The 25,901-nt window shown below is 60.7% G+C and carries 26 protein-coding genes and 1 pseudogene; 11 read left to right on the top strand and 16 right to left on the bottom strand.

Features of this window, described 5'->3' with window-relative positions; translation table 11 throughout:
- Positions 1 to 6: 6 nt before the first annotated feature.
- Positions 7 to 1,020: a porphobilinogen synthase gene (gene hemB, locus AC0ZWN_RS16795; RefSeq protein WP_476335806.1), complete on the bottom strand. Its 1,014-nt coding sequence runs from the start codon at positions 1,018 to 1,020 to the stop codon at positions 7 to 9.
- Positions 1,021 to 1,227: 207 nt separating this feature from the next.
- Here hemB and AC0ZWN_RS16790 point away from each other — a divergent pair, with 207 nt between their 5' ends.
- Together AC0ZWN_RS16790 and elbB are read left to right on the top strand one after the other, a co-directional pair.
- Complete coding sequence (locus AC0ZWN_RS16790) at positions 1,228 to 1,878, top strand: DedA family protein (RefSeq protein ID WP_476335805.1); 651 nt, start codon at positions 1,228 to 1,230, stop codon at positions 1,876 to 1,878.
- Between the two features lie 290 nt (positions 1,879 to 2,168).
- Positions 2,169 to 2,837 (top strand): isoprenoid biosynthesis glyoxalase ElbB, encoded by a 669-nt coding sequence (elbB, locus tag AC0ZWN_RS16785; protein WP_038359087.1) that lies wholly within the window; start codon positions 2,169 to 2,171, stop codon positions 2,835 to 2,837.
- A gap of 118 nt (positions 2,838 to 2,955) precedes the next feature.
- Here elbB and AC0ZWN_RS16780 read toward each other — a convergent pair whose 3' ends face one another.
- Together AC0ZWN_RS16780 and AC0ZWN_RS16775 are read right to left on the bottom strand one after the other, a co-directional pair.
- Positions 2,956 to 3,411 carry a YaiI/YqxD family protein gene (locus tag AC0ZWN_RS16780; RefSeq protein WP_007911138.1) on the bottom strand — a complete coding sequence of 152 codons (456 nt, stop codon included), beginning with the start codon at positions 3,409 to 3,411 and terminating at the stop codon, positions 2,956 to 2,958.
- A gap of 120 nt (positions 3,412 to 3,531) precedes the next feature.
- Positions 3,532 to 5,427, bottom strand: coding sequence for an FTR1 family protein (locus tag AC0ZWN_RS16775; RefSeq protein ID WP_476335804.1), 1,896 nt, complete (start codon positions 5,425 to 5,427; stop codon positions 3,532 to 3,534).
- A 189-nt stretch (positions 5,428 to 5,616) separates the two neighbouring features.
- Here AC0ZWN_RS16775 and AC0ZWN_RS16770 point away from each other — a divergent pair, with 189 nt between their 5' ends.
- The 5 genes from AC0ZWN_RS16770 to AC0ZWN_RS16750 all read left to right on the top strand — a co-directional run bounded on the left by AC0ZWN_RS16770 (position 5,617) and on the right by AC0ZWN_RS16750 (position 10,380).
- Positions 5,617 to 6,981 carry a COG3014 family protein gene (locus AC0ZWN_RS16770; protein ID WP_476335803.1) on the top strand — a complete coding sequence of 455 codons (1,365 nt, stop codon included), beginning with the start codon at positions 5,617 to 5,619 and terminating at the stop codon, positions 6,979 to 6,981.
- Between the two features lie 243 nt (positions 6,982 to 7,224).
- On the top strand, positions 7,225 to 8,619 hold the full coding sequence (locus AC0ZWN_RS16765) for a COG3014 family protein (protein ID WP_460130390.1): 1,395 nt from the start codon (positions 7,225 to 7,227) through the stop codon (positions 8,617 to 8,619).
- 15 nt (positions 8,620 to 8,634) lie between these two features.
- Positions 8,635 to 9,009 (top strand): YcfL family putative periplasmic lipoprotein, encoded by a 375-nt coding sequence (locus AC0ZWN_RS16760; protein ID WP_007911131.1) that lies wholly within the window; start codon positions 8,635 to 8,637, stop codon positions 9,007 to 9,009.
- Positions 9,010 to 9,045: 36 nt separating this feature from the next.
- The gene (gene lpoB / locus AC0ZWN_RS16755; RefSeq protein WP_016772610.1) at positions 9,046 to 9,633 is read left to right on the top strand and encodes a penicillin-binding protein activator LpoB; all 588 of its coding nucleotides are present in this window, start codon (positions 9,046 to 9,048) and stop codon (positions 9,631 to 9,633) included.
- A 3-nt stretch (positions 9,634 to 9,636) separates the two neighbouring features.
- Positions 9,637 to 10,380, top strand: coding sequence for a penicillin-binding protein activator LpoB (locus tag AC0ZWN_RS16750; RefSeq protein ID WP_095125000.1), 744 nt, complete (start codon positions 9,637 to 9,639; stop codon positions 10,378 to 10,380).
- A 72-nt stretch (positions 10,381 to 10,452) separates the two neighbouring features.
- Here the strand turns inward: AC0ZWN_RS16750 and AC0ZWN_RS16745 are convergent, their stop codons facing one another.
- From AC0ZWN_RS16745 to AC0ZWN_RS16735, 3 genes are all read right to left on the bottom strand, one after another.
- A complete protein-coding gene (locus AC0ZWN_RS16745) occupies positions 10,453 to 11,085 on the bottom strand; it encodes a LysE family transporter (protein ID WP_095049367.1) in 633 nt (210 codons plus the stop codon).
- Positions 11,086 to 11,251: 166 nt separating this feature from the next.
- The gene (locus AC0ZWN_RS16740) at positions 11,252 to 11,833 is read right to left on the bottom strand and encodes a mechanosensitive ion channel family protein (RefSeq protein WP_093429732.1); all 582 of its coding nucleotides are present in this window, start codon (positions 11,831 to 11,833) and stop codon (positions 11,252 to 11,254) included.
- Positions 11,833 to 13,743 carry an ATP-binding cassette domain-containing protein gene (locus AC0ZWN_RS16735; RefSeq protein ID WP_186620123.1) on the bottom strand — a complete coding sequence of 637 codons (1,911 nt, stop codon included), beginning with the start codon at positions 13,741 to 13,743 and terminating at the stop codon, positions 11,833 to 11,835. Before AC0ZWN_RS16735 ends, AC0ZWN_RS16740 begins: the two co-directional genes overlap by 1 nt.
- A 50-nt stretch (positions 13,744 to 13,793) precedes the next feature.
- Here AC0ZWN_RS16735 and AC0ZWN_RS16730 point away from each other — a divergent pair, with 50 nt between their 5' ends.
- Entirely contained in the window at positions 13,794 to 14,255 is a 462-nt protein-coding gene (locus AC0ZWN_RS16730; protein WP_476335802.1) for a TIGR02444 family protein, read from the top strand.
- Here the strand turns inward: AC0ZWN_RS16730 and AC0ZWN_RS16725 are convergent.
- Positions 14,252 to 15,451, bottom strand: a complete 1,200-nt coding sequence (locus tag AC0ZWN_RS16725) for an AlgP family protein (protein WP_476335800.1) — start codon at positions 15,449 to 15,451, stop codon at positions 14,252 to 14,254. The two genes, AC0ZWN_RS16730 and AC0ZWN_RS16725, sit on opposite strands and share 4 nt — an antisense overlap.
- Before the next feature lie 192 nt (positions 15,452 to 15,643).
- Here AC0ZWN_RS16725 and AC0ZWN_RS16720 point away from each other — a divergent pair, with 192 nt between their 5' ends.
- The gene (locus AC0ZWN_RS16720; protein WP_476335799.1) at positions 15,644 to 16,309 is read left to right on the top strand and encodes an FKBP-type peptidyl-prolyl cis-trans isomerase; all 666 of its coding nucleotides are present in this window, start codon (positions 15,644 to 15,646) and stop codon (positions 16,307 to 16,309) included.
- A gap of 60 nt (positions 16,310 to 16,369) precedes the next feature.
- Here the strand turns inward: AC0ZWN_RS16720 and rsd are convergent, their stop codons facing one another.
- The 8 genes and pseudogenes from rsd to AC0ZWN_RS16680 all read right to left on the bottom strand — a co-directional run.
- A complete protein-coding gene (gene rsd / locus AC0ZWN_RS16715) occupies positions 16,370 to 16,828 on the bottom strand; it encodes a sigma D regulator (RefSeq protein WP_194936447.1) in 459 nt (152 codons plus the stop codon).
- Positions 16,829 to 17,011: 183 nt separating this feature from the next.
- Positions 17,012 to 17,563: a disulfide bond formation protein B gene (locus AC0ZWN_RS16710; protein WP_093429726.1), complete on the bottom strand. Its 552-nt coding sequence runs from the start codon at positions 17,561 to 17,563 to the stop codon at positions 17,012 to 17,014.
- Between the two features lie 218 nt (positions 17,564 to 17,781).
- Entirely contained in the window at positions 17,782 to 19,020 is a 1,239-nt protein-coding gene (locus tag AC0ZWN_RS16705; protein WP_320336162.1) for a heme biosynthesis protein HemY, read from the bottom strand.
- A complete protein-coding gene (locus AC0ZWN_RS16700; RefSeq protein WP_476335797.1) occupies positions 19,017 to 20,159 on the bottom strand; it encodes a uroporphyrinogen-III C-methyltransferase in 1,143 nt (380 codons plus the stop codon). Before AC0ZWN_RS16700 ends, AC0ZWN_RS16705 begins: the two co-directional genes overlap by 4 nt.
- Before the next feature lie 16 nt (positions 20,160 to 20,175).
- Positions 20,176 to 20,937 (bottom strand): uroporphyrinogen-III synthase, encoded by a 762-nt coding sequence (locus tag AC0ZWN_RS16695; RefSeq protein ID WP_476335795.1) that lies wholly within the window; start codon positions 20,935 to 20,937, stop codon positions 20,176 to 20,178.
- Complete coding sequence (hemC, locus tag AC0ZWN_RS16690; protein ID WP_476335794.1) at positions 20,934 to 21,875, bottom strand: hydroxymethylbilane synthase; 942 nt, start codon at positions 21,873 to 21,875, stop codon at positions 20,934 to 20,936. Before hemC ends, AC0ZWN_RS16695 begins: the two co-directional genes overlap by 4 nt.
- Positions 21,876 to 22,013: 138 nt before the next feature.
- Positions 22,014 to 22,760: a LytR/AlgR family response regulator transcription factor gene (locus AC0ZWN_RS16685; RefSeq protein WP_093429721.1), complete on the bottom strand. Its 747-nt coding sequence runs from the start codon at positions 22,758 to 22,760 to the stop codon at positions 22,014 to 22,016.
- A pseudogene (locus tag AC0ZWN_RS16680) lies at positions 22,757 to 22,897 on the bottom strand (sensor histidine kinase); the annotation flags it as partial. The pseudogene AC0ZWN_RS16680 and the gene AC0ZWN_RS16685, both read right to left, overlap by 4 nt.
- A 334-nt stretch (positions 22,898 to 23,231) precedes the next feature.
- On the opposite strand from AC0ZWN_RS16680, the gene argH reads away from it, so the two are divergent.
- A complete protein-coding gene (argH, locus tag AC0ZWN_RS16675; RefSeq protein WP_476335792.1) occupies positions 23,232 to 24,626 on the top strand; it encodes an argininosuccinate lyase in 1,395 nt (464 codons plus the stop codon).
- 130 nt (positions 24,627 to 24,756) lie between these two features.
- Here the strand turns inward: argH and AC0ZWN_RS16670 are convergent, their stop codons facing one another.
- A complete protein-coding gene (locus tag AC0ZWN_RS16670) occupies positions 24,757 to 25,416 on the bottom strand; it encodes a glutathione S-transferase family protein (RefSeq protein WP_476335791.1) in 660 nt (219 codons plus the stop codon).
- A 123-nt stretch (positions 25,417 to 25,539) separates the two neighbouring features.
- On the opposite strand from AC0ZWN_RS16670, the gene AC0ZWN_RS16665 reads away from it, so the two are divergent.
- A complete protein-coding gene (locus tag AC0ZWN_RS16665; protein ID WP_476335789.1) occupies positions 25,540 to 25,830 on the top strand; it encodes a hypothetical protein in 291 nt (96 codons plus the stop codon).
- The last annotated feature ends 71 nt before the right edge of the window (positions 25,831 to 25,901 follow it).

The raw sequence follows: 25,901 nt of genomic DNA, 5'->3' as shown, positions 1-25,901 counted from the left end.
GGAGGGCTATTTCTGCTCTCGTAACAATTGAGCGGCGCGGACAGCAAAGTAAGTCAGGATGCCATCAGCGCCGGCACGTTTAAAGGCGGTCAGTGATTCGAGAATCACCGCCTCGCTCAACCAGCCATTCTGGATCGCCGCCATGTGCATGGCGTATTCGCCGCTAACCTGATAGACGAAGGTCGGCACTTTGAAGGCATCTTTTACCCGGAAAAGAATGTCCAGATACGGCATGCCGGGTTTGACCATGACCATGTCCGCGCCTTCAGACAAGTCGGCGCCGACTTCGTGCAGCGCTTCGTCGCTGTTGGCCGGGTCCATCTGATACGAGGCTTTGTTGGCCTTGCCTAGGTTCGACGCCGAACCGACCGCATCGCGGAACGGGCCGTAATAGGCGCTGGCGTACTTGGCCGAATAAGCCATGATCCGCACGTTGACGTGGCCGGCGATTTCCAGCGCTTCGCGGATCGCCTGAATGCGACCGTCCATCATGTCCGACGGCGCCACCACCTGCGCGCCGGCTTCAGCATGGGACAACGCCTGACGAACCAGCGCGTCGACGGTAATGTCGTTCTGTACGTAGCCTTCTTCGTCGAGAATGCCGTCCTGGCCGTGGGTGGTGAACGGATCAAGCGCGACGTCGGTGATCACCCCCAGCTCCGGGAAACGCTCACGCAGGGCGCGGGTGGCGCGCTGGGCGATGCCTTGAGGATTCCAGGCTTCGGCGGCGTCGAGGGATTTAAGCTCAGGAGGGGTGACCGGGAACAGCGCCAGCGCCGGAATCCCCAGCTCGACCCAGTTGGCCGCTTCTTCGAGCAGCAAATCGATCGTCAACCGCTCTACCCCGGGCATCGAGGCCACGGCTTCGCGGCGGTTTTCACCGTCGAGCACGAACACCGGCAGGATCAGGTCATCGACTGTCAGCACATTTTCCCGCACCAGCCGACGCGAAAAATCATCACGACGGTTGCGGCGCAGGCGCGTGGCAGGGAACAGACGATTGGCGGGGGTAAAGCTCACGGCAGACTCCTGAGCCCGCGCAAACGGGCGAGCGTGACAGTTATAGACGGCCATTATGACGAACAGATGACAGTTGTGTGAGGCCTGTGACAGGTAGCCGCATTCCATTCTCAGTGTAGGAATTGTTCACGTCGAGACACATTTGGACACTTTCATGAATGTGTCCGAAGGGTTAGGCTGCGCGTTCATTTCGCCAGCACCCAGACAATGCTCCAACAATTTCTGCATGACTTTGGCTACTTTGCCTTGTTCCTCGGCACGTTTTTCGAAGGCGAAACCATTCTGGTGCTCGCGGGCTTCCTCGCGTTCCGTGGATACATGGACATCAACCTGGTGGTGGTTGTGGCGTTCTGCGGCAGCTATGCCGGCGATCAGCTGTGGTACTTCCTCGGCCGCAAGCACGGGCGCAAATTGCTGGCGCGCAAACCGCGCTGGCAAATGATGGGTGACCGCGCACTGGAGCACATTCGCAAGCATCCCGACATCTGGGTGCTGAGCTTCCGCTTCGTCTATGGCTTGCGCACGGTGATGCCGGTGGCGATCGGTCTGTCGGGGTATCCGCCGGGACGTTATCTGCTGCTCAACGGCATCGGTGCGGCGATCTGGGCGACCGCACTGGCTGCCGCCGCTTACCACTTCGGTGCGGTACTGGAAGGCATGCTCGGCAGCATCAAGAAGTACGAGTTGTGGGTACTCGGGGCGCTGCTGATTCTTGGCGTTGGCCTGTGGCTGCGCCGCCGCTTCAAGAATGCGCGGCTGGCCAAACAGGTTTACGCCGACGAGCAAGCCGCGAAAGCTGCACTGCTGAGTCAAGCCGAAGTGGCCAAACCTGCCGAACCGAAGACGCCAGCCGAGTAACTCGCTGGCGACTTGCTACAGCCCGCCAGCACTGAGCGGGCTGGCCGGCCCTTTCAGTCAGACAGGTCACTTTTATCCTCGCTGCTCTGGCGCATCCAAGTTCGCCAGCAGCGGTCTTACGCCAAAAATCTCCCCCTCGTTACGCAGCAGTCAACCCCAAATAATGAACACCCCGCGGTTGTTGCGATCCATTTAGAAAGCGTTCCACGCAGGTGCAACCACCCCTTGAGCCTATGGCAACGCACGACAATTTAGTGGACATTTAGCGCCATGAATCTGGAGAGAAACCCATGAGCAAAAAAGTTGCAGTGATCCTGTCCGGCAGTGGCGTGTACGACGGCGCCGAAATCCATGAAAGCGTCATCACCCTGCTGCGCCTCGACCAACGCGGTGCGCAGGTGCAGTGCTTCGCCCCGAACATCGCGCAATTGCACGTGATCAATCACCTGACCGGCGAAGAAATGCCCGAGTCGCGCAACGTTCTGGTGGAATCGGCGCGCATTGCCCGCGGCAACATCAAGGACATCCGCGAAGCCGACGTCGATGACTTCGATGCGCTGATCGTGCCGGGTGGGTTTGGTGCGGCGAAGAACCTGTCGAACTTTGCTGTTGAAGGCGCTGGCTGCAGCGTGCAGCCGGAAGTACTGGCGCTGGCCGAGGCATTTGCCGAAGCAGGCAAACCGGTGGGTCTGATGTGCATCTCGCCGGCACTGGCGGCGAAGATCTACGGCCCGGGCGTAACCTGCACCATCGGCAACGACGCCGACACTGCCACGGCGATGAACAAGATGGGCGCCACCCACGAAGACTGTGCGGTGACGGAAATCATCGAAGACAAGGCGCGCAAACTGGTGACGACCCCGGCTTACATGCTGGCGCAGAACATCAGTGAGGCGGCTTCGGGGATCAACAAACTGGTCGACCGCGTGCTCGAACTGACCCACGAAAACGACGCCTGATACGGTCTACTGTAGGAGTGAGCCTGCTCGCGATGTCGGTGTATCAGGCAACATATCTGTTGAATGACCGGCCGCTATCGCGAGCAGGCTCACTCCTACAAGGGGATTTGTGCAAGGCTTAAGGTTTGCGGGTCAGGCGCGTGAGAATCCGATCCAGCGCATTGGCAAACGCCTGCTTCTCGCGATCGCCAAACGGCGCCGGTCCGCCGCTCATCTGGCCTTGTTCGCGCAGATCAGTGAACAGGTTACGCACGGCCAACCGCTCGCCCATGTTCTGTGCATCGAACTCCTTGCCGCGCGGATCGAGCGCCGCGACGCCCTTCTTCACCAAACGATCAGCCAACGGGATATCGCTGCAAATCACCAGCTCACCGGGCACTGCGTGTTCGACCAGATAATCGTCTGCCGCATCCGGACCACTCGGCACCACGATCAGTTTGACGATGGCCAGCCCCGGCTTGATCTGCGGCTGCCCGGCCACCAGCACCACTTCGAACTGGCGCTTGAGCGCAAACTTCACCACCAGATCCTTCGCGGCCCTCGGGCAGGCGTCGGCATCGATCCATACACGCATTTTTCTAACCTCCAAAAACAATTCGCGAGCAAGTCGAATCGTCGCTCCGTCACTCCCACAGGTTACGCGTAAACCCTGTGGGAGCGAGCCTGCTCGCGAATGTGAGCGCAGCGAATGCTGTTAAGCGACTACCCGCCGCTTCTCCGCCACCCAACTACGCCCATACAACACAGCAATCGCCAGAATCGCCACCGCCTGCGCCGTCAACGAATACGCATCGGCATGAATCCCCAGCCAATCGAATTCAAAGAACGCCACCGGCCGCGTGCCGAAGATCCCGGCTTCCTGCAACGCCTTCACGCCATGCCCGGCAAACACCACCGACAACGCGCAGAGCAGCGCCGCGTTGATGCTGAAGAACAGCGTCAGAGGCAGCTTCGCCGAACCGCGCAGAATCACCCACGCCAGACCGACCAGCAGCACCAGCGCCGTGGCGCCACCCGCGAGCACGGCGTCATGCCCGGCCGGACCCGCCTGCAACCACAGGGTTTCGTAGAACAGGATCACTTCGAACAACTCGCGGTACACCGAGAAGAACGCGAGGATCGCGAAGCCGAAACGCCCGCCACCGCCGACCAGGCTGCTCTTGATGTAATCCTGCCAGGCCGCTGCGTGGCGACGGTCGTGCATCCATACACCGAGCCACAAGACCATGACGCTGGCAAACAGCGCCGTGGCGCCTTCGAGCAGTTCACGCTGCGAACCGCTGACGTCGATCACATACGCCGCCAGCGCCCAGGTGCCGAGGCCGGCCAGCAACGCCAGGCCCCAACCGACGTTGACGCTGCGCACCGCCGATTGCTGGCCGGTATTGCGCAGGAACGCGAGGATCGCCGCCAGCACCAGAATCGCTTCCAGGCCTTCTCGCAGCAGAATCAGCAGACCGGAGATGTAGCTCAGCGACCAGCTCAAGCCATCACTGCCGAGCAACCCGGCGGACTCCTTCAGCTTGGCCTTGGCGGCGTCCAGGCGCTGCTCGGCCTGCTCGACCGGCAAGCCGTCCTGCAACGATTGACGGTAAGCCATCAGGGATTTTTCGGTGTCCTTGCGCACATTGGCGTCGACGTTATCCAGCGAGCTTTCGACCAGCTCGAAGCCTTCCAGATACGCCGCCACCGACAGGTCGTAAGCCTGATCGTGTTCACCGGCGCGGTAGGCAGCAAGGCTCTTGTCCAGCGTTGCGGCGGTGTAGTCGAGCAACTGCGCCGGGCCACGCTTGACCTGCGGCGGCTGCGCGCGTTGCGCACGGAACGTCGCCGCCGCTTGCTGGCCTTCGGCAGCCTGCACTTCGGCCGGGGTCTGACGCGCCAGATCGGCGATGTTGTAGGTTTTCTCGGCTTTGGCCGCCGCCGGATCAGCGCTGAACCCGGCGATGTAGGTCGCCAGATCCCAACGCTGCCGATCATCGAGCTGATCGGCAAACGCCGGCATGTCGGTGCCTTCGACGCCTTGGCCGAGGGTGTTGTAGATCGCGTACAGACTCAGGTGATCCAGCCGCGCCGCATCACGCAGATTGGCTGGTGCCGGGGTCATGCCGAGGCCCGCCGGGCCGTCACCGGCGCCACTGTCGCCGTGGCACACCGAGCAATTCTGCGCATAGAGCGGCGCACCCCGGGTGGGATCGGGGGTGATGATCGGCGCTTGGCTGACCTCATACGCCACCGCCAGTTGCGCGCCCAGTTGCCGTGCCTGCCGGGCCACTTCGGCGCCATCCTGCCTGGCAGTGATTGCCGCGTGCAAAGCGCTGACACCCTGCTCCAGCGCAACCTTTTCAGGCTTGGCCGGCATGCCGGCGATCAAGCCTTGCAGCGCCCGCGTGAACTCCAGTTGCTCGCGGTATTCGGAATCATCGACAACCTTGCCCGCCGCTACCGTCGGCGGGTAGTCGGCGCTGATGTAATCGAGCAGGTGCAGCGCTTGCGGCGCGCCTTCCACGGTATCGGCCAGCAGATTAAAGCTGCTCAGGGCAAACAACGGGAACACCAGCCAGGCCAGAAAACGGGACGAGGCAGTCATGAATGAGTCTCAAATGGAAATGCGAAGTTACATATTGTTCACTTCGAACGCGTTTCCCTCAAGCTTTGTCGACGTAACGCCACACAAGACGCGAGCCATCGGCCTGCAAAAACGCCACATCACTTAGCCACTATTGCACCCTATACTGCGCGACCTGTCGCATTTCCCGCTCAAGGATGAACCCTTTTCATGCGCCACCGCTTGCACTTGCCCCTGTTGATCGCCGCCGTTTTGCAACTGAGCGGCTGCGGTGCATATCGCAACTACGATCTGGAACTGCAACAGACCACCGACCCGTTCAAGGCCGGCAACATCAACAGCGCCCTGGCCGTGATCGAAGCGAACAATCCGGCCGCGGAAAAAGACCTGCTCTACTATTTCGAAAAGGGCGCCGTACTGAGTGCGGGCGGCGAGTTTGCGCAGAGCCAGACAACCTGGCGCAGCGCCGAGCAGATGATCATCGAGCGCCAGGACACGATCCAAACCACCGGCGACAAGTTGCTCGCCGCCATGGGCGATCACTGGGGCAGCATCATCAATGACAAGCTGCGCCGCTACGATGGCTACGACTACGAAAAAGTCATGCTGACCACGCAAATGGCCCTCAACCAACTGGCCATGAATGATTTTGACGGCGCCCGTGCCGACATCAAGAAAACCCACGAGCGCGAAGCGCTTATAGCCCGACAGCGGGAGCTGGAATACGAGCGTGTCGAAGCAGCGGCCAAGGCCCAGGGCGCGCGCGTGCATTACAAGGACCTGCAGGGTTACCCCGTGGTGATGCTCGAATCGCCCGCGGTGATTGCGCTGAAAAACGGCTACCAAAGTGCATTCAGTCACTATCTCGCCGGCTTCACCTACGAAGCGCTGGGCGAGAAAGATCTGGCTGCGCCCGGCTATCGTCAGGCAATTGAACTGCGTCCGGACATGGCGTTTTTCCAACAGGCACTGCGCGACCTCGACAGCCCTGGTCTGAAGGCAGACGAAAGCGATGTGCTGATCATCGTACAGAGCGGCCTGGCGCCGGCCCGCAGCTCCGTGCGTGTGCCCTACCCGGTGAAGCTCGCGGACGGTCAGGTCATCGTCGCCAATATCTCGTTCCCCGTAATGGTGCCCGACACCTCGACGCCTTCATTCAACCAACTGAGCATCGATGGTCGTCAAAAAAAGCTGATTGCGGTCAACAGCATTGCCGACATGTCCTTGCGCACCCTGCGTGACGACATGCCGGGCATTATCCAGCGCACAACCTATCGGGCATTTCTGGCAGCCGATGTTCAGGCCAGGGACAATCGACGCGACCCGAGCAAAGCCTCCTACGTCACCCACTGGGATGCTTTCGAGCATGCCGACACGCGCACTTGGCGCACCTTGCCCAACCTCACCCAAGTCGTGCGCCTGCGCCTGAAAAAAGGTGAGCACCTGATCAGCCTGCCCAACGCTCCCGGTGCTGCGCCCATGAAAATCCGCATCGACCAGAGCCGCCAGGTCATCGGCCTGCGTGCTTTGGGTGAGCGAGTGTTTGCCAATGGCAGCGCATTCCAGCCCGGCTGAGCGCCGACCGGCAGCGTGGTATCCGACCTGAAATAAGTAATGGCACCAAACTAACAAGTGCAATTAAAAAGATATTACATAGCCACCACCGCCCGCCTATAATGCCGCGCCCTCGCTATCGCGAAACGGCATTAAAGCTCCTCAGGTTATGAGGAATTGGCAGGAGGCCAGCGCCACTGTCGATGGGTCACACCAGCCCGACCAGCATTCGCGGCTGTATTACTCCAGGGAAGAAGTACCCCCATGGCATTCCGCGCTCCCACTCTGATTGCGCTCAGCGCCGTCACTCTGCTGTCCGGCTGTTCGGCGTTTCGCAACTACGACTCCGAACTGGCCCAGACCAATCAGCAACTGGCCTCCGGCAACGTCGACGCCGCGCTGACCCTGCTGGAAAAGAACAACACCGGCCCGGACAAAGACCTGCTCTATTACTTCGAGAAAGGTGAATTGCTGCGCGCCAAGGGCGACCTGTCCGGCAGCCAGAACGCCTGGACCAGCGCTGATCAGGTGGTGGGCAAGTGGGAAGACTCGGTCAAGCTCGACACCGACAAATATCTGGCCCAGTTCGGCAGCTTCCTGGTCAACGACAAAGTGCGTCGCTACGAAGGCTACGACTACGAAAAAGTCATGCTGACCACCCAGATGGCCCTGAACCTGCTGGCGGTCAACGACTTCGACGGCGCGCGCACCGCGATCAAGAAGACTCACGAACGTGAAGCGGTGATCGCCGAGCTGCGCGACAAGGAATACCTCAAGAGCGAAGAAGAGGCCGAGAAAGAAGGCATCAAGACCCAGTACAAAGACCTGCAGGGTTATCCGGTCGCCAGCCTCGACGCACCGGAAGTGGTCGGTCTGAAGAACAGCTACCAGAGTGCTTTCAGCCATTACCTGTCCGGTTTCGTCTACGAAGCCCTAGGCGAAAAAGGCCTCGCGGCGCCGGGTTACCGCAAGGCTGCCGAACTGCGTCCGAACACGCCGTTGCTGGAGCAGGCACTGGTCAACCTCGACAAGCCGAGCAAGTCTGACGACAGCGATATTCTGATCGTCGTGCAAAGCGGTCTGGCGCCAGCTCGCGACTCGATCCGCGTGCCGCTGCCATTGCCGATCTCCAACAACGTGGTGATCACCCCACTGTCGTTCCCGATCATCAAGCCGGACACCTCCACCGCGCCGTTCGCGCAGATCGGTGTCGATGGCCAGCAGGTCGATCTGACCGCTCTCAACAGCACCACCGCCATGTCCCGCCGCGCTCTGCGTGACGATATGCCGGGGATCATCCTGCGCACCACCGTGCGGGCGATCACCAAAGGCGTGGCGCAGAAGAAGATCAACGAAACCAATCCACTGGCCGGTCTGGCCGTCGGCATCTCTTCAGCTGTGCTTGAAGGTGCCGATACCCGTACGTGGCGCACCCTGCCGGACAACACTCAAGTGGTGCGCCTGCGCTTGAAGAAAGGCGAGCATCAGGTCAGTCTGCCGAGCGCCGTCGGCGGTTCGGTGGTCAAGGTCACCGTCGATCAGCGTTATCAAGTGATCACTCTGCGCGCCGTGGGCAACCAGGTGTTCGCCGGTGGCCTCGCCGCCCACGTCATCCCGAGCGCCAGCGCGACCAACGTCGCCAGCCTCAAACAACCTTAAGAACGGAGTCTTTGCATGCGCTTCAAACTCATCGCCGTCGCCGCCCTCGCCTTGCTGGCGAGCGGCTGCGCTACCCCGCCACCGCCAGAGCCGGGCAGCGCCGCGAGCAAAGTCGTGGCCATGGGCCCGCAGAAACACATCGTCGTCGGCGCCATGCGCGTCGCTCGCGAAAACGGCTTCATGACGGTCAACGTGCAGTTGAGCAACACCCTCAACAGCAACAAGATTTTCTACTACCGCTTCGCCTGGCTCGGCGCGGAAGGCTTCCCGATTGCCGAAGAAGAAGTGTGGAAAAGCCAAATGATGTACGGCGCCCAGACCAGCTTCATCCAAGGCATCGCCCCGACCCCGAAAGCCGTGGACTTCCGTCTGGAAATCAAGACGCCGTAAGTCTGTCACCCTATTTCTGTTTTAGAGAGCATTCCCATGTTTGCACGCTTTTCCTGCATCGCTGTTATCGCCCTGCTGGCCTCCGGTTGCGCCAACACTTCGCCGACCCTGGGCAGCAAGAACATCAGCTACGGCGACACCAAAGCGGTTGAAACCGTGACCAACGAATTCGGTTCGACCGACCTGCAAATGATCGCCGAGTCGATGACCCGCTCGCTGGCCCAGTCCGGCATTCTGCAGGGCCGCCCGGTGGTTCAGGTCTACGACGTGAAGAACAAGACCAGCGAATACATCGACACCCGCGAAATCACCACCAGCATCAAGACTCAGCTGATGAAAACCGGCGTGGCCCGCTTCGCCAGCGACAACAACGCCATGCAGAGCCAGGTTGACCAGCTCAAGCTGCAAAACCAGAGCGGCCTGTACAAGAAGAGCACCGTGGCCAAGACTGGCAACATGGTTGCCGCCAAGTACCGCATCGAAGGCTCGATCAGCTCGATCGTCAAGCGCAGCAGCGATTACAAGGACGTCTTCTACAAATTCAGCCTGCAACTGATCGACGTTGAAAGCGGTCTGGCCGAGTGGATGGACGAAAAAGAGATCCGCAAAACCACGGAGCGTTAATTGATGCGCGCATGGATTGGCATGATGGCCCTGGCTTGCGCGTTCAGCGTGCAGGCGGCCCCGAAAGTCGCGGTGACGGATCTGGCCTATCAGGAGCGTGTGGAGCAATACATCCACATCGTTTCCGCCCAGAGCAATCATCGCGAGGGTTACTACAGCTCCAGCGGTTCTTCGAGCTACAACGAAATCGAAGCGAGCACCAGCTACATCGAGCAAGGCGAGCTGCGCAAATTCACCGGCGACATCAAGGGTGAAATCCTGCGTACCGGTATGTTCCAGCTGGTGCAGGGCACGCCGTACACCGCGTCGTCCAAGGGTGACGTCTACGACGTGATCAAGCGCATCAAGGCCGGCAACTTCAAGGGCGCCGACTATGTGCTGTTTGGTACGGTGTCCGACATCGACTTCACTCAGGACATCAACGAGCTGGCGCACACCGACAGCTATTCGGCGGTACTGGGCCTGACGCTGGTGGCGGACTTCAGCCTGATCAACACCAAGACCTTCGAGATCACCTCGGCCTTCACGGCGATGGGCGAAGCGCAGGACACCAAACTGGTGAACCACCGCGACATCAAGATCTCGCTGAACCGCCCACGGGTGGTGCGCGACGTGTCCAAGGCTCTGGGTGAAGACGTGGCCGGGCAACTGAGCATGCAGCTCGGTGGCGGCGGTTACGAGCAGCCGCGCGAAGCACCACAGCGCAACAATCTGCCGCGTGATACTGCGCCGGTGATCTTGCGCTGATCCTTGGCCGCTCTGCGTCCCAGCCACAAAAAAGGCGACCCGCAAAGGTCGCCTTTTTTTTGCCTGCGCGGTTTATGCTGCCGCTTTACGCAGCGTGGCCATAAACGCCGCAGCGCCGATGAACAGCCCGGCAAACGTGCGGTTCATGCGCTTCTGCTGTTGCGGGGTGCGCAACAGACGCAGCACCTTCGATGCCAGACCGGTGTAGCCCGCCATGACAATCAGGTCGACGAAGATCATCGTCACACCAATCACCACATACTGAATCAGCAACGGCGCATGCGGGTTGATGAACTGCGGCAGCACCGCGAGCATGAACACCAAAGCCTTGGGGTTGCTGATGTTCACCAGAAAGCCGCGGAATACCAGCGCCAGCGGCTTGCCGATCGGTCGTACCGCCGCGTCGTCGCTCATGTCCATGGGCAGCGCGCGCCATTGCTTGATGGCCAGATAAACAAGATAAGCCACACCGAACCATTTGATCGCGTGGAAAGCCGTGGCCGAAGCGGTCAGGATCGCGCCAACACCGGCGCCGACAATCGCAATCTGCACCGCCAGACCAATCTGCAGGCCGAGGGCGTTCCAGTAACCGCGCCAGAACCCGTATTGCAGACCGCTGGACATCGACGCAATGGCGCCAGCGCCCGGGGACAGACTGATCACCCAGCAGGCAGCAAAAAACGCCAGCCATGTTTGAAGCTCCATCGCACACCTCGCATCTGAATCGTGACAGACGCTCAAGCTAATGCGGATTGGGGCTAAAAGCAAAAGATCGCAGCCTCCGGCAGCTCCTACATTGGAATGCGATCCCTGTAGGAGTTGCCGAAGGCTCGGGCCGCGATCGGACGATCTTTTGATCTTGCTGTAAGACTTACTTCTCGAACCCGCTGGAAGGGAATACATCCGTCCCGCGCCAACGTCGCACCGAGCGCTGGAAAAACAAGCTGTTCGGCACCTGCACCATCGCGCTGCCAGTCCCAAGCTCTTCCGCCTCGATCAACGTGGTGTAAAGCAGATTGATCGCCACCACCCGGCCTTTGACGCCAGGCTTGTCCGTGGTGTCCACCAGCTCAACGATATCGCCCAGCCGGAACGGCCCAACCGTAAAAATCAGAATCGCGCAGAGCAGATTCGACAGCACACTCCACATCGCGAAGAACGCCACCGCCGCCACGGCGACGAACCCTGACAGCGCCGTCCACAGCACCGTGGCCGAGACACCGAGGCGTTCCAGAACAAAGATCAGCGCACTGCCCATGATCAGCCAGCGCAACACACCGCGCAGTGGCATCAGCAATTGCGGCGGGAACGGATAGCGCTCGCCCAACCGGGTCAGGCCTTTGGCGACGAAGCGCTGAGTGAGGTAACCGGCCAGCAGGATCAGCAGAATCTGCACCGCGAACCAGATCGGCTCGACCCACTCCGCCGGCAGCGGCAGCTTGAACGCTTCCATCAGGACAGCGCCTCCAGCTCCGCTTGCATGCTTTCCAATACCTCGAGAGCTTCCATCCACGCCTCTTCCAGCTCGCCTTCACGAACCTTCAGCTTGGCCTGTTCAGCGAGCAGATCACGCAATTCGTTCTTGCGTGCCGGCTCGTAGATGTCGCTGTCGCCGAGGCTGGCGTCGACCTTGGCCAGTTTCTCGTGAAGCTTGCCCAGCTCGGCTTCGAGCTTGTCGGCTTCACGCTTGTGCGGGGCCAGTTGCTGACGCAATGCAGCAGCAGCCTGACGCTGGGCCTTTTTGTCGGTCTTGTCCGGATTCACCGGGGTGTTACTGACCGGCGCGTTACGCTGGCGGTACTCCACCAGCCAGCGCGCGTAGTCTTCGAGGTCGCCATCGAACTCTTCGACTTTGCCATCAGCGACCAGGTAGAAGTTGTCGGTGGTGCTCTTGAGCAAGTGACGATCGTGAGACACCACCAGCACCGCGCCGCTGAATTCCTGCAGCGCCATGGTCAGCGCCAGGCGCATTTCCAGGTCGAGGTGGTTGGTCGGTTCGTCGAGCAGCAACAGGTTCGGCCGTTCCCAGGCGATCAATGCCAGGGCCAGACGCGCTTTTTCACCACCGGAGAAATTCAGTACCGGCTCATCAATGCGCGCGCCACGGAAGTCGAAACCGCCGAGGAAGTCACGCAGTGTCTGCTCGCGCTCGGTCGGCGCCAGACGCTGCAAGTGCAATAACGGGCTGGCCTTGGAATCCAGCGAGTCGAGCTGATGCTGGGCGAAGTAGCCAACCACAGTGTTCTCGCCACGGGTCAGCCGCCCGCCCAGCGGTGACAGTTCGCCGGCGAGGTTTTTGATCAGCGTCGACTTACCTGCGCCGTTCGGGCCGAGCAGGCCGATCCGCGCGCCCGGGGTCAGTTGCAGCTTGACCTTCTCCAGGATGGTTTTGTCGCCATAGCCCAGACGCGCATCCGACAGGTCGATCAGCGGGCTGGAGATCTTGGTCGACTCGCGGAAGACGAAGTCGAATGGCGAATCGACGTGGGCCGCCGATAGCTCTTCCATCCGCTCCAGTGCCTTGATCCGGCTCTGTGCCTGACGGGCCTTGGTCGCCTGGGCCTTGAAACGGGCGATGTAGCTTTCCATGTGCGCACGTTGCGCCTGCTGCTTCTCGTAGGCCTGTTGCTGCTGGGCCAGACGCTCGGCACGGGCGCGTTCGAACGCGGTATAGCCGCCGCGATACAGGGTGATTTTGCGCTGATCGACGTGGGCCACGTGATCGACGACTTCATCGAGGAAATCACGGTCGTGGGAGATAAGCAGCAAGGTGCCCGGGTAGCTTTTCAGCCACTCTTCGAGCCAGATGATCGCGTCGAGATCCAAGTGGTTGGTCGGTTCGTCGAGCAACAACAAGTCGGACGGGCACATCAATGCCTGCGCCAGATTCAGACGCATCCGCCAGCCACCGGAGAAATCTCCTACCTGGCGATCCATCTGCTCGTTGGTGAAGCCGAGACCGGCGAGCAATTTGCGCGCCCGTGCGTCGGCGGTGTAGCCGTCGGCGCTGTCGAGTTCCGAGTGCAGGCGGGCCTGAGCGGCACCGTCGTGCGCCGCTTCGGCGGCGGCGAGGTCACGTTGCACCTCGCGTAGACGCAAATCGCCATCGAGCACATAGTCGACGGCAAGACGCTCAAGGGTCTCGATCTCCTGGCGCATGTGGGCGATGCGCCAGTCAGCCGGCAGGAAGCAATCACCCGAGTCGGGGTGCAGTTCGCCCCGAATCAAGGCGAACAGGCTCGATTTGCCGGCGCCGTTGGCACCGATGAGGCCGGCTTTGTGGCCGGCGTGCAGGGTCAGCTCGGCGTCTTCTAGCAGACGTTGCGGGCCACGCTGTAAAGTCAGGTTCTGAAGTCGGATCATAATGGCGGCGGAGTCTACCAGCTTCGCTCACAACTGGCGCGAGTAGCACGATGTCCTCTGACCTGTGGAGCTTTTCCCTTGCCACCTACGCCCGCCCGGGCGTGGAAGATGCCTGCCTGCGACTGCAAACGGCGGGCGCCAATGTGTGCCTGCTGCTGTGCGGTTTATGGCTCGAACAACGCGGGGTGATCTGTGATGAACAACGTGTAGGCCAGCTTCAGACGCTGACCGAGCCTTGGGATACCGAGGTGGTACAGCCGCTGCGCTCCCTGCGGATGCTATGGAAAGTACGGGCCGTTGATGATGCGGTGCTGAAAGGCATGCGCGAGCAGATCAAATCACTGGAGCTTGAGGCTGAGCGAGCGTTGCTGTCACGGCTTGAAGGGGTGGCGCAGGAATGGCCGCTAAACGATGCAGGCTCGAAGACCTGGCTTGAAGGATTGGCCGGCATGGCGGCCAGCCCGAACCGCGACGCGCTGCAAGTGCTGCGCGTCGCGGCAACCGGCACTTAGGAAGCGCTGGTCGGGTTGTTGCTGACGCTCGACGCAGCGGCTGGCGATGGCGCAGTCGAAGGAGTCGAGGTGGTGGCGGCTGGAGCAGCGGCGGCTGGCGTGGCCGGAGTGGCTGGCACGGCAGGCTTGGCAGCTGGAGTGGTAGCCGGTTTGGCGGCAGCTGGTTTGGCAGCGACAGGCTTTTTCACGGCTGGTTTGGCAGTTGGTTTGGCGGCCGGTTTTGCAGCAGCAGGCTTGGCAGCAGTGGTCGCTGGTTTAGCAGCGGCGGCCGGTTTCGCGGCCGGTTTCGCGGCTGGCTTGGCGGCGGCTTTCACTGCTGGTTTTGCAGCCGGCTTGGCGGCAGGTTTTGCGGCGGCTTTTACAGCGGGTTTAGCGGCAGCCGGTTTTGCGGTTGGCTTGGCAGCGGCGGTTTTGGCAGCAGGTTTTGCGGCTGGTTTCGCCACAGCTTTCGCCGCAGGTTTAGCGGCCGGTTTGGCAGCTGCAGCTTTCGCGGGAGCAGCTTTGCTCGCGGCTGGTTTTGCAGCCGGTTTGGCGGCGGCCGTTCTAGCGGCTGGCTTGGCAACAGCTGGTTTTGCAGCAGTGGTTTTAGCCGCCGGTTTGGCAGCGCTCGCGGCAGCCGGTTTTTTCGCCGCAGGTTTTGCCGCGGTTTTGGCAGCTGGCTTGGTCGCCGCTTTCACCGGTGCCTTGGCAGCAGGTTTGGCCGCCGGTTTTGCCGCAGCGGTTTTCGCTGCAGGTTTAGCCGCTGCAGCCGGTTTGGCAGCCGCTTTCTTCGCCGGTGCCGCTGCCGGTTTGGCGGCGCGGGTGGACAGTACTTTGCCCACGGCTTCTTGAACGCGACCCACACCCTGGGCCAGTTTCAGGCTTTCCTGGGCATCGCGCTTGAGTTGCAGAATGTAGCTGCGAGTGTCGGACTGACGATCCTTCAAGGCATCGAGCAGGTCTTCCAGTTCTTTCACTGCGGCCTTGGCTTTGTTCTGTGCCTTGGCTTTACCGGCAGTGGCTGCGTCCTGCAATTTGGTGCGGGATTTGTGCAGTTTTTCTTGCGCCTTGCCGCGTTGCTTTTCCAGTTTGGCGAGCAGTTTTTCAGCATCAGCCAAGGCTTGGGAGCAAGCGTTTTCCAGATGCTCGAGCAGGCTGCCCGAGAGTTGTTGGAGTAAGTGCAACGGAGTATTTACAGGCTTCTTGGTGGCCGACATGGTTTACCTCCTGGCTGACGTGAGTGCGGCTCATACTAGACCTCTGCAGTTACCGCCGCTAGGGCATCTTGACAGTATCGATTGCGTTGCGTTGCACCGAATCGAAAATGTTCTGCGCGAAGTCAAAAGCAGTTCACCGTTGCAGACGTTCGCGCTGGCATAATCCACCGCATCTCAGGACGGAGTGTGCCCATGTCGCGCTACTTTTTTTTATCCCTCTGCATGGTTTTTTCGGCCGTTCACGCTGACGAAAAAAACACCGCGAACGATGCTCACGATCTGGCCTACAGCCTCGGTGCCAGCCTCGGTGAACGGCTGCGTCAGGAAGTCCCGCAGTTGCAGATCCAGGCGCTGGTCGATGGCTTGCAGCAAGCCTACCAAGGCAAGCCGCTGGCGCTGAGCGGAGCACGCATCGAGCAGATTCTGGCTGATCATGAAGCGCAAAACGCCGAGCACTCTGCACAGCCTTCAAGTGATGCGGCGATGGAAAACGAGCAACGCTTTCTCATCGCTGAAAAAGCCAAACCGGGTGTTCAGGAACTGGCTGACGGCATCCTGCTCACCGAGCTGACAGCGGGTACCGGTGCCAAAGCTGGCCCCGATGGAAAAGTGCAGGTGCTATATGTCGGACGGCTGCCGGACGGCACCGTGTTCGATCAGAACACTCAGCCACAATGGTTCAACCTCGACAGCGTGATTGCCGGCTGGCGCACCGCGTTGCAGAACATGCCGGTAGGCGCGAAATGGCGACTGGTGATTCCATCGGATCAGGCCTATGGCGCTGACGGTGCCGGTGACCTGATTGCGCCGTTCACACCGCTGGTGTTTGAAGTGGAATTGCGTGGTGCGACGAGTTGATCGGGCAATAAAAAACGGTGCGCTTTCGGGCGCACCGTTTTTTTTGATCAGGTTTCGGGATCAGGCCTGAACCGGATCTTCTTCCTTGTGTGCTGTGTGCAGCACTTCAATCAGGCAGTCTTCAAGCTCGAAGCGCTCGTGGAGCAGGCCACCTAGCTCTTTGAATTTCTCTGCAACGCATTTGCCTTCATCGCACAGGTCGTTGAAGGCTAGAAGCTTCTCGGTAATGACATCGATGCGCGGATAAATCGTATCGGCGAGTTCCAGCCCACGCTTGTCGTTGAACGCCTTGGCTTCGCCCGTCAGCTGTTCGTAGATTTCGAAGTGCCCAGCCGAGACGTAATCGACCAGCACACCGCAGAATTCCTGCAGAGGCTTGCGGTTCTCGGAGAGCGACTCAGGCTGTGCACCGAGTTTGTCGTAGGCACCGATCAGCTCTTCACGCTCTTGCAACCAGCGGTCGATCAGCAGATGAACCCCACCCCAACGTTCCTGAGCATTCTGACAACTTTCGAGCATGGCGATCTCTCTTCCCTTGTGGGTCATGCTGCTCTACACCCGCGCCCCTCTTTTGATTCTGGCTTGGGGGTCGGCCGGGCAGAGCGTCATCGAGCAACATAAATCCAATGACACGTGCGGGCCAGATTATGCCCGCACGCCTATGGCTTCAAGGTACGCAGGAGATAAAGTTCATACAAGTGTTTAATCCCGCAACAGCACCGGGTGCGACGCTTGGCCGCTGAGCGGGCGTTGCAGAGCACTCCATACCAGCCGCAACAATTGATACACCGCCAGAATCGATACCGCGACAAAGAACAGCAGGCTCCACTCCGGGATACTCAGGTCGAACAGCGTCCAGGAAATTTCCGCACAATCGGTACCGCCGCTAAACATTGTTTGCAGGGCACAGATCCATGGCAGACCACTGAACAAGGCCTCGGGAGCAGGCGAGCAATTGAGCAGGTGCAGCATCGGATCACTCTGTATCAGTACCTGCCGCCAGGCCGCCGTGGTCCCACCCAGGCTGGCGCCCAGGGTCAACAGCCAGTAGAACCACAAACCGACACGTTTGGGACCGTGCACCGCCGCCAGACCACTGACTACGCACAGCAGTGTGAGGAACAGGCGCTGCACCAGACACAGGCTGCACGGCGTCAGGCCGACTGCATATTCAAGATAATAGGAAGCTCCCAGAGCAAAGGCCCCCGCAGTGAAAGCCATGAAGAACAAGGAGCGTGAGCAGGCCAACGACATGGCTTTTCCGTAACAGTAGAGACAGACGGTTACGGTAGAGGAAAGCGTGTCAGCCTTTCAAGGCAAGGCCCTGCCGACAGTTCACCAGAGGTGTAGGGAAAACCCGACAGGATCGAGAGGAATTGGTGTAGACCGCTGTAGGAATTTGCTTCAGGCGCTCAACGAAGTGGAAAATTCAGCCACAAAAGGTAAGCGAGGGAGCGAACTCCCTCGCCACTTCAGACATGGGCCGGAACCGGCAACGGCGCGGCCAGCAGGCGCTCGTCCAGCAGACCAAGGCCTTCCTGGAACAACTGATTGCTGCGCTCGGTATCGCCCAACTGGGCGAGCAGGCGCGCCAGCTCCGCACAGGCCTCGGGATTGCGCTGCACACGCAGACTGCTTTCCAGGTAATCCCGTGCCTTGCCCCACAGACTGGTTTGCAGACACAGGCGGCCGAGGGTCAATAGCAGGCTCGGATCGTTCGGATGCTCCTTCAGCCAGCCTTCGGCGGTTTGCAACTGGCGGGCCGGATCGCTGCCGCGCACCAGCCCGTAGAGACGGGCCAGATGGCTGTCGTACTTGCGTTTGAGGGCAGTGCGCAGCACTTCTTCCGCTTCGACCTGGGCGCCCAACTGCCGCAACTGTTCGGCGTACGCCAACACCAGCGGCGGCTCCTGCCGTTGCGCCGAAGTGAGCTGCTCCCAGGCGCGCGTGAGCGACTGCAAACCCACGCTGCCATCCTCTTCCCGTTGCGCAGCCAGCGAGAGGTTTTCACCCCAGGCGCGGCGCTCGAGTTCAGCCAGTTCGGCGCGCGGCAGGACTTTGTCCTTGCGCAATTCCGGCAGCAAACGAATCACCGCCGACCATTCGCCGCGCTGCTGATACAAGCGCTGCAACTGACGCAACGTCTGCGCATTGTGTGGATGGCGATCGTGCATCGCTTGCAGCGTCACCAAGGCACCGTCGGTGTCGCCACGGTCAGTCTGCAACTGCGCATGACTCAAAGCGATGGCCAGCTCCGCCTGGGGCTGACGTTCAAGCGCCCGTTCCAGCAAACGATCGCACTCTTCGTAAAGACCTTGCTCGTTGGCTGCGCGGGCAGCACCGAGGTAGTACAGCAATGGCTGGCGCTCGGCTTCAGCCGCTCGAGACAGGTGACGCTGAGCACTGGCCCAGCGACCTTCGGCCAGATCCAGTTGACCGTGCTCGATCGCCACCTGCACGCGCCGACTGCGGTTGCGGCGCGACCATGGGTTGACTACGCCACTGGAGGTCATGACCAATTCGACCAGTGCCTTGATCCCCCAGATCAGCAGCCACAACACCGCGATGACCGCCAGCGTCGCCCACAGGCTGGACTCGTAGCGGAAGCTTTTGTAGGCCACCAGCACGTAACCGGAATGCTCGGCAATCGCCAGACCCAGCGCCGCTGTCGCAGCGATCACCAGAAACACGATCACATACAGGCGTTTCATGGCGTGGTCTCCTGCGCGGTGTTGGCGGCAGGCTTGGCGAAGGGTTTCACCGACTCTTCGGCGTTAACGTTGCGCCGTTCAAGATAGGCTTGCACCGCACTCAGCGTGCCGGCCAGATCAGGCGTCGTGACCGTGACCGGTTCCTTGCTCAACTCACCGACCTGCTCGAGCATCACTTTGCTTTGCGGATTGTCCGGGTTGAAATTGCCCTTGAGCACATCGCGCGCTTCGGCCAGCGCCTGGGTATAGACCGGCGCCTGACCGTTGAGGGCTGCCCACTGCGCCTGCTCAAGCGCAAGGCTCAGGGCCAGACGCACCTGACTCAGGCTCTGCCCGGCCAGCAGCGGCCGCACATTCTTGTCGGCATTGAAATCGATACGGATATAGCGCGAGACCTGGTCCCACCACTGCGCCCAACGACTGGCGCCGTCACCGTCAGCGGTCAGGCCCAGCAGCGATTCGCCACGATCCTTGTACTCCGGCGCAAGCTCGGTGAGGTCGATGACTTGATCACGCAGCGCGCCGAGACGCAGGAACAGACCGGTGCGATCCGGTTGCGAAGTACTGCGCAGCGCCACCAGGGTTTTCGCCACTTGCTCGCGGGCGGCGAAAGAGCCTGGATCGTTTTGCTCACGGAGAATTTCGTCAGCGCCCTGGACCAGCGCCTGAGCGCTGCTGATGTCCTGTAAAGCCGACAAACGCAGACTGGCCAGGCGCAGCAAATGCTCGGCCTCGGCCAGACGCCAGTCCTTGCGGCTAGCGCCCAGCACCGTTTCCAGACGTTGACTTAGGCGCTGTTGATCACCTTGAAGCTGGGTCACCAGACGCTGGCGCTCGGCAAGTTCGTCGGCACCCGGCAGCTGCGCGAGGCGCTCGGTCAGACGCTGTTCATTGAGCTTCAGGCTCTGCGCCTGATCGTTCAATGCCTGCACTTCACCGGACTGCTGTTGAGTGTTGGTCTGCAGGTGACGAACCTGCCAGACACCCCAGCCGCCGATCGCGACACCGGCGGCGCCGAGCAACAAGGCGACGATGGCCAATCCATTGCCTCGGCGCGGCTCTGTGGCCGGCGGTGGAGTTTCAACCTGGGGTTCAATCACAGGCTGGACGTCATCTTTTGGCAAGGCTGTTTCGCTCACGTATCCATCCTTTGCATTAGAAAACGGGTTCGGGATACTCCCGCAACGCCGTCAGCAAAGCCGCGGCACTCGCGCCGCGGCAATCCACAACTGTTTGAGCCCCGGCGGCACGTGCCAGCTCGGCGACTCTTGGGCTTGGTACAAACAACGGCAACGGCGCGATAGTCGGCCAGGCATCGCCGGACATTTGGCGCAGATGCTCGAAACCCTGTCCACTGCTGACCACCAGCCCGTTCAAGCGTTCCGCTTCGATCCGCCGTGGCAGCTCATCCAGGGCATAGGCTGGCAGGTCGCGTCGATACAATTCCAGATACTCGACACTAGCACCTAGCTCACGCAAGCGCTCGGCGAGCAGTTCACGCCCACCCTCCCCGCGCAAGATCAACACCTGCGCGCCGGGCTGGCTGACCGCCTCACGCAGACGCGGCAATTGCAGCAAGGCTTCGCTGTCATCGCCGGCGGCCGGGAAGTTCGCGTCCAGACCGTGATCCAGCAAAATCTGCGCAGTCGCCGCGCCGACACTGAACCACGGCATCGTCAGCGCAGATGCACCTTCGAGCAGATCCAGCGCAATACGCGCCGCCGGTTTGCTGACGACAATCACTGCACTGCAACTTGGCAACTGCGTAATCGCCTGACGAATTTTCTCAGAGACTGGCAGCGGGACAATGTCCAGAAGCGGCAAACAGCTACTGAAAACGCCCTGCCCGGCCAACGTCTGCGCCAGCGCCGCACAGTCTTCCGCGGGGCGCGTCAGCAGCAGGCGCCAACCGGTCACTCGTGACCTGCCTCGCCGTAGACCGCTTTGAGAATGTCGTCGGCACCCTGGCTGAGCAGGTCTTCGGCGACCTTCACACCCAGTGCTTCGGCATCGGCCCGTGGCGCGCGCGCTTGGGCGCTGAGCAGCTTGCCGCCGCTTGGCTCACCGACCAGACCACGCAACCACAACTGTTCGCCTTCGAGCACGGCATAGCAGGCGATCGGCACTTGGCAGCCGCCATTCAAATGTTTGTTGAGGGCACGCTCGGCGGTGACGCGCGACGAGGTGTCGACGTGATGCAGCGGTGCGAGCAAGGCGTGGATTTCGGTGTCGGCGCTGCGGCATTCGATGCCGACTGCACCTTGGCCACCGGCAGGCAGGCTGTCATCAACACTGATCGCCGAAGTGATGCGATCTTCGAAGCCGAGGCGGATCAGGCCGGCGGCGGCGAGGATGATCGCGTCGTACTCACCGGCATCGAGTTTGGCCAGGCGAGTGTTGACGTTGCCGCGCAGAAAGCGGATCTGCAGATCCGGACGACGGGTGAGCAACTGTGCCTGCCGACGCAGACTCGACGTGCCGACAATGCTGCCGGCAGGCAATGCTTCCAGGCTGGCATACGTATTGGAAACGAAGGCATCACGCGGATCTTCACGCTCGCAGATGCAGAACAGGCCGAGGCCTTCCGGGAAGTCCATCGGCACATCTTTCATCGAGTGGACGGCGATGTCGGCTTGGTTTTCCAGCAGCGCAGTTTCCAGTTCCTTGACGAACAGGCCCTTGCCACCGATTTTCGACAGTGGCGAATCGAGCAGTTTGTCGCCGCGACTGACCATGGGCACCAGCGTCACCAGCAGGCCCGGGTGGGCCGCTTCAAGACGGGCTTTGACGTATTCGGCCTGCCAGAGGGCAAGCGCACTTTTACGGGTGGCGATGCGGATTTCGCGAGAGGACATGGATCAATCCGTACTGAATAGATACGGCGGATAATAACAGCTCAGCCAAATCCACTTTGACTTGAATCAGAGTCGGCGCGGCCTCCCTGGCCCGCAGTGCCTGGTAAAAAGGAGCTGGAGCTGTCCGGAATGACCGGGTTACAGGCCCTGCATCATCTTGCGCACACCGGCCACGTGCCGACGACTGACGATCAGCGCGTCACCATTTAGACCCTTGAGAAACAGCTGGAAATGCCCCAGCGGCGTACGCTGCAGACGTTCGATGCGGTCGCGGGCGACCAGCGCGTTGCGATGGATACGCACAAAGCGCTCGCCGAATTCGTCTTCGAGGGCTTTGAGCGGCTCATCCAACAGCACTTCACCGGCCTCGTGGCGCAGGGTCACGTACTTGTGGTCGGCGATAAAGTAGACCACCTGATCCAGCGGGATCAGTTCGATGCCTTTGCGGGTTCGGGCGCTGATATGGCTGCGCGGGCCGTTGCCACTTTCGGCAGCGGGACGGGTCAGGGCCGAGAGTTGCGCCCGATTGGGACGTTCAGCCCGTTTCAGGGCGTCATGCAGATGTTCGGTTCGCACGGGTTTCACCACATAGCCCACGGCGCTGGCCTGCAGGGCTTCCACGGCAAATTCATCGGGGCTGGTGCAAAACACCACGGCCGGCGGCGTTTCACGTTCGCACAGACGGGCAGCAACCTGCAGGCCATCGAGACCCGGCATGCGAATATCGAGCAGCACGATATCCGGCTTGTGGCTGTCGATCAGTGCCAACGCCTCTTCGCCATTCGTGGCGCCGGGCTCCAGAACTGTATAACCCTCGAGCTCGCTCACCATTCGGCTGAGGCGCTCGCGAGCCAGTGGTTCGTCATCAACGATCAGGACATTCATATTGCGCTGGATTCCTGCGTGAGTCTCGCACAAGGATAGCGTAGACAGGTGAAGTGACGTCCGTCACCGCGATCCACGCTAAGACTAGCCCGAGCGCCAAAAAGTGCCGTACGTCGGCCAGCAATATTTGCCAGTGTCCGGGTCGTACTGCTCAAAGCCCGCTGTTTCCTGCGTTTCTCACGGGGTTTGCCGAAGGACAAAACACCCACCCCCTCTTCTTATAGTCGCCGGCCAGACCTTTGCGCGATCCAGAGCCGCGTCGACCCTTATGTCCAACTGTAGACGCTCGCCGGGCCGATATTGCTCAATCGAAAAATATCCTTGTGCAAATACCCCGGCACCAGCGGCCACTATGGCTGACGCAATGAGAAAAAAACGTATCGACCAGTGTCAGCGACAGGATTGGCAACCCTGTTATTATCCGCGCCAGCGTTTCACGCCTTCTTTCTTCAAGCCGATACGAGCGAATTCATGAGCACTGACAAGACCAATCAGTCCTGGGGCGGCCGCTTCAGTGAACCCGTCGACGCCTTCGTCGCCCGCTTCACCGCCTCCGTCACTTTCGACCAGCGCCTGTATCGCCACGACATCATGGGCTCGATCGCCCACGCCACCATGCTGGCCAAGGTCGGCGTGCTGACCGATGCCGAGCGCGACAGCATCATCGACGGCCTGAAGACCATTCAGGGCGAAATCGAGGCCGGCCAGTTCGACTGGCGTGTCGACCTCGAAGACGTGCACATGAACATCGAAGCACGCCTGACCGACCGCATCGGCGTTACCGGTAAAAAGCTGCACACCGGCCGTAGCCGTAACGACCAGGTCGCCACCGACATCCGCCTGTGGCTGCGTGACGAAATCGACCTGATCCTCGCCGAGATCACCCGCCTGCAGAAAGGCCTGCTGGAGCAAGCCGAGCGCGAAGCCGCGAGCATCATGCCGGGCTTCACCCACCTGCAGACCGCGCAGCCAGTGACATTCGGGCACCACATGCTGGCCTGGTTCGAAATGCTCAGCCGCGACTACGAGCGTCTGGTCGACTGCCGCAAGCGCACCAACCGCATGCCGCTGGGCAGCGCCGCGCTGGCTGGCACCACCTACCCGATCGACCGCGAACACACCGCGCAATTGCTGGGTTTCGACGCCGTCGGCGGCAACTCGCTGGACAACGTCTCCGATCGCGACTTCGCCATCGAATTCTGCTCGGCCGCGAGCATCGCGATGATGCACTTGTCGCGCTTCTCCGAAGAGCTGGTGCTGTGGACCAGTGCGCAGTTCCAGTTCATTGATCTGCCGGACCGCTTCTGCACCGGCAGCTCAATCATGCCGCAAAAGAAAAACCCTGACGTACCGGAGCTGGTGCGTGGCAAGACCGGCCGTGTGTTCGGTGCACTGATGGGTTTGCTGACCCTGATGAAAGGCCAACCGCTGGCCTACAACAAGGACAACCAGGAAGACAAAGAGCCGCTGTTCGACGCCGCCGACACACTGCGCGATTCGCTGCGTGCCTTTGCCGACATGATCCCGGCGATCAAGCCCAAGCACGCGATCATGCGTGAAGCGGCGCTGCGCGGTTTCTCCACCGCGACCGACCTGGCTGACTACCTGGTACGCCGTGGCCTGCCGTTCCGTGACTGCCATGAAATCGTCGGTCACGCGGTGAAGTACGGCGTCGACACTGGCAAGGATCTGGCCGAGATGAGCCTGGAAGAGCTGCGTCAGTTCAGCGATCAGATCGAGCAGGACGTGTTTGCCGTGCTGACCCTGGAAGGCTCGGTGAATGCTCGTGACCATATCGGCGGCACTGCGCCGGCGCAGGTCAAGGCAGCGGTGGTACGCGGTCAGGCGCTGATCGCTAGCCGCTAAAAGCCAAAAGCTTCGCGAGCAGGCTCGCTCCCACAGGGGATTTTTGTCGGCCACAAATTTTGTGTTCAACAAAAATCCAAATGTGGGAGCGAGCCTGCTCGCGAAGGCTTCCTTCAGAGCGCTATAAAACTCACTTCTTGGCAGCGATCATCGCCAAAAACGCCGGCATCGCAGCTTCCTTGTCTGCCGCGATCTTCTGCACATGCGGATTCTGCTCCAACCGCTCCAGTAGCGCCTTCGCCTGCGGCAACTCCGCCAGCAGATCAATCCCGAACAGCTTCTGCCCGACCGCACAGGCCAGCGGCACGCTGTAGAGGAAATACAAATCGGCAATGCTCAGACTGTCGCCCGCCACGTACGGGTCGAATTTGCCATGTCGGCCCAGCGCGGCGAAACCCAGCTGCAATTCAGTCTTGGTCTTTTCCTTGATCGGCTCCGGCAGGGTCATGCCGAAGAACGCTTCGCCGTAACAAGCGCGTCCCGGCAACTCGATGTACAGCTCGATTTCCTTGGCAATCGCCAGCACCTGCGCGCGTTGGAACGGATCGCTCGGCAGCAGCGGCGTACCTTTCTGGGTCTGTTCGAGGTATTCGAGGATGATCGCGGTTTCGTTGATAAAACCAGCGTCTACACCCAGCACCGGCACTTTGCCGCGCGGGCTGATGGCCAGAGACTCCGGTGTCTGCGTCGGGTAGAACGTGACCTCTTCGAACGGCAGGCCTTTTTCCAGCAGTGCCAGTTTGACCATGTTGTAGTAGTTGCTGACTGAGAATCCGTAGAGCTTGAACATCACATAGCCTCCAGGCCGTGCGGGGTGGGCAGTGCCTGTTTATAGATCGCTCAGGCGTTTCCCGCCAGCAGCATCACGCCACTGAATGCGGGTAAACTGGCGCCTTTCCATGAGGAGCCTGCCATGAGCGAGCCGACAGACATCGACAATGACAACGACGAAGAAGAGTTCACCGAAGCGACGTTGATCGAAGCCATCGAAAACCAGATCGAAAGCGACAATCCGCCGGCCGCCAAAGCGACGTTCAACAAGCTGACCCTGGTGGGTGTCGAGCGCGAAGAAATCCTCAATCTGATGGCTCACGTGCTGGCTTACGAAATCGACGCGATGCTCGATGAAGACCGTGCATTTGATACTGGATGGTACGAAACAGCGCTGCGTGCATTGCCAGAGTTGCCACCCGAAAAGCAGTAAGCCCCGATCCTGTAGGAGTGAGCCTGCTCGCGATAGCGTTCTGTCAGTGAAAAAGATGCTGACAGGCACTC

The organism is Pseudomonas sp. 3B-A001-10F (assembly GCF_056313565.1).
This window is presented reverse-complemented; position numbering and strand designations above follow the sequence as displayed.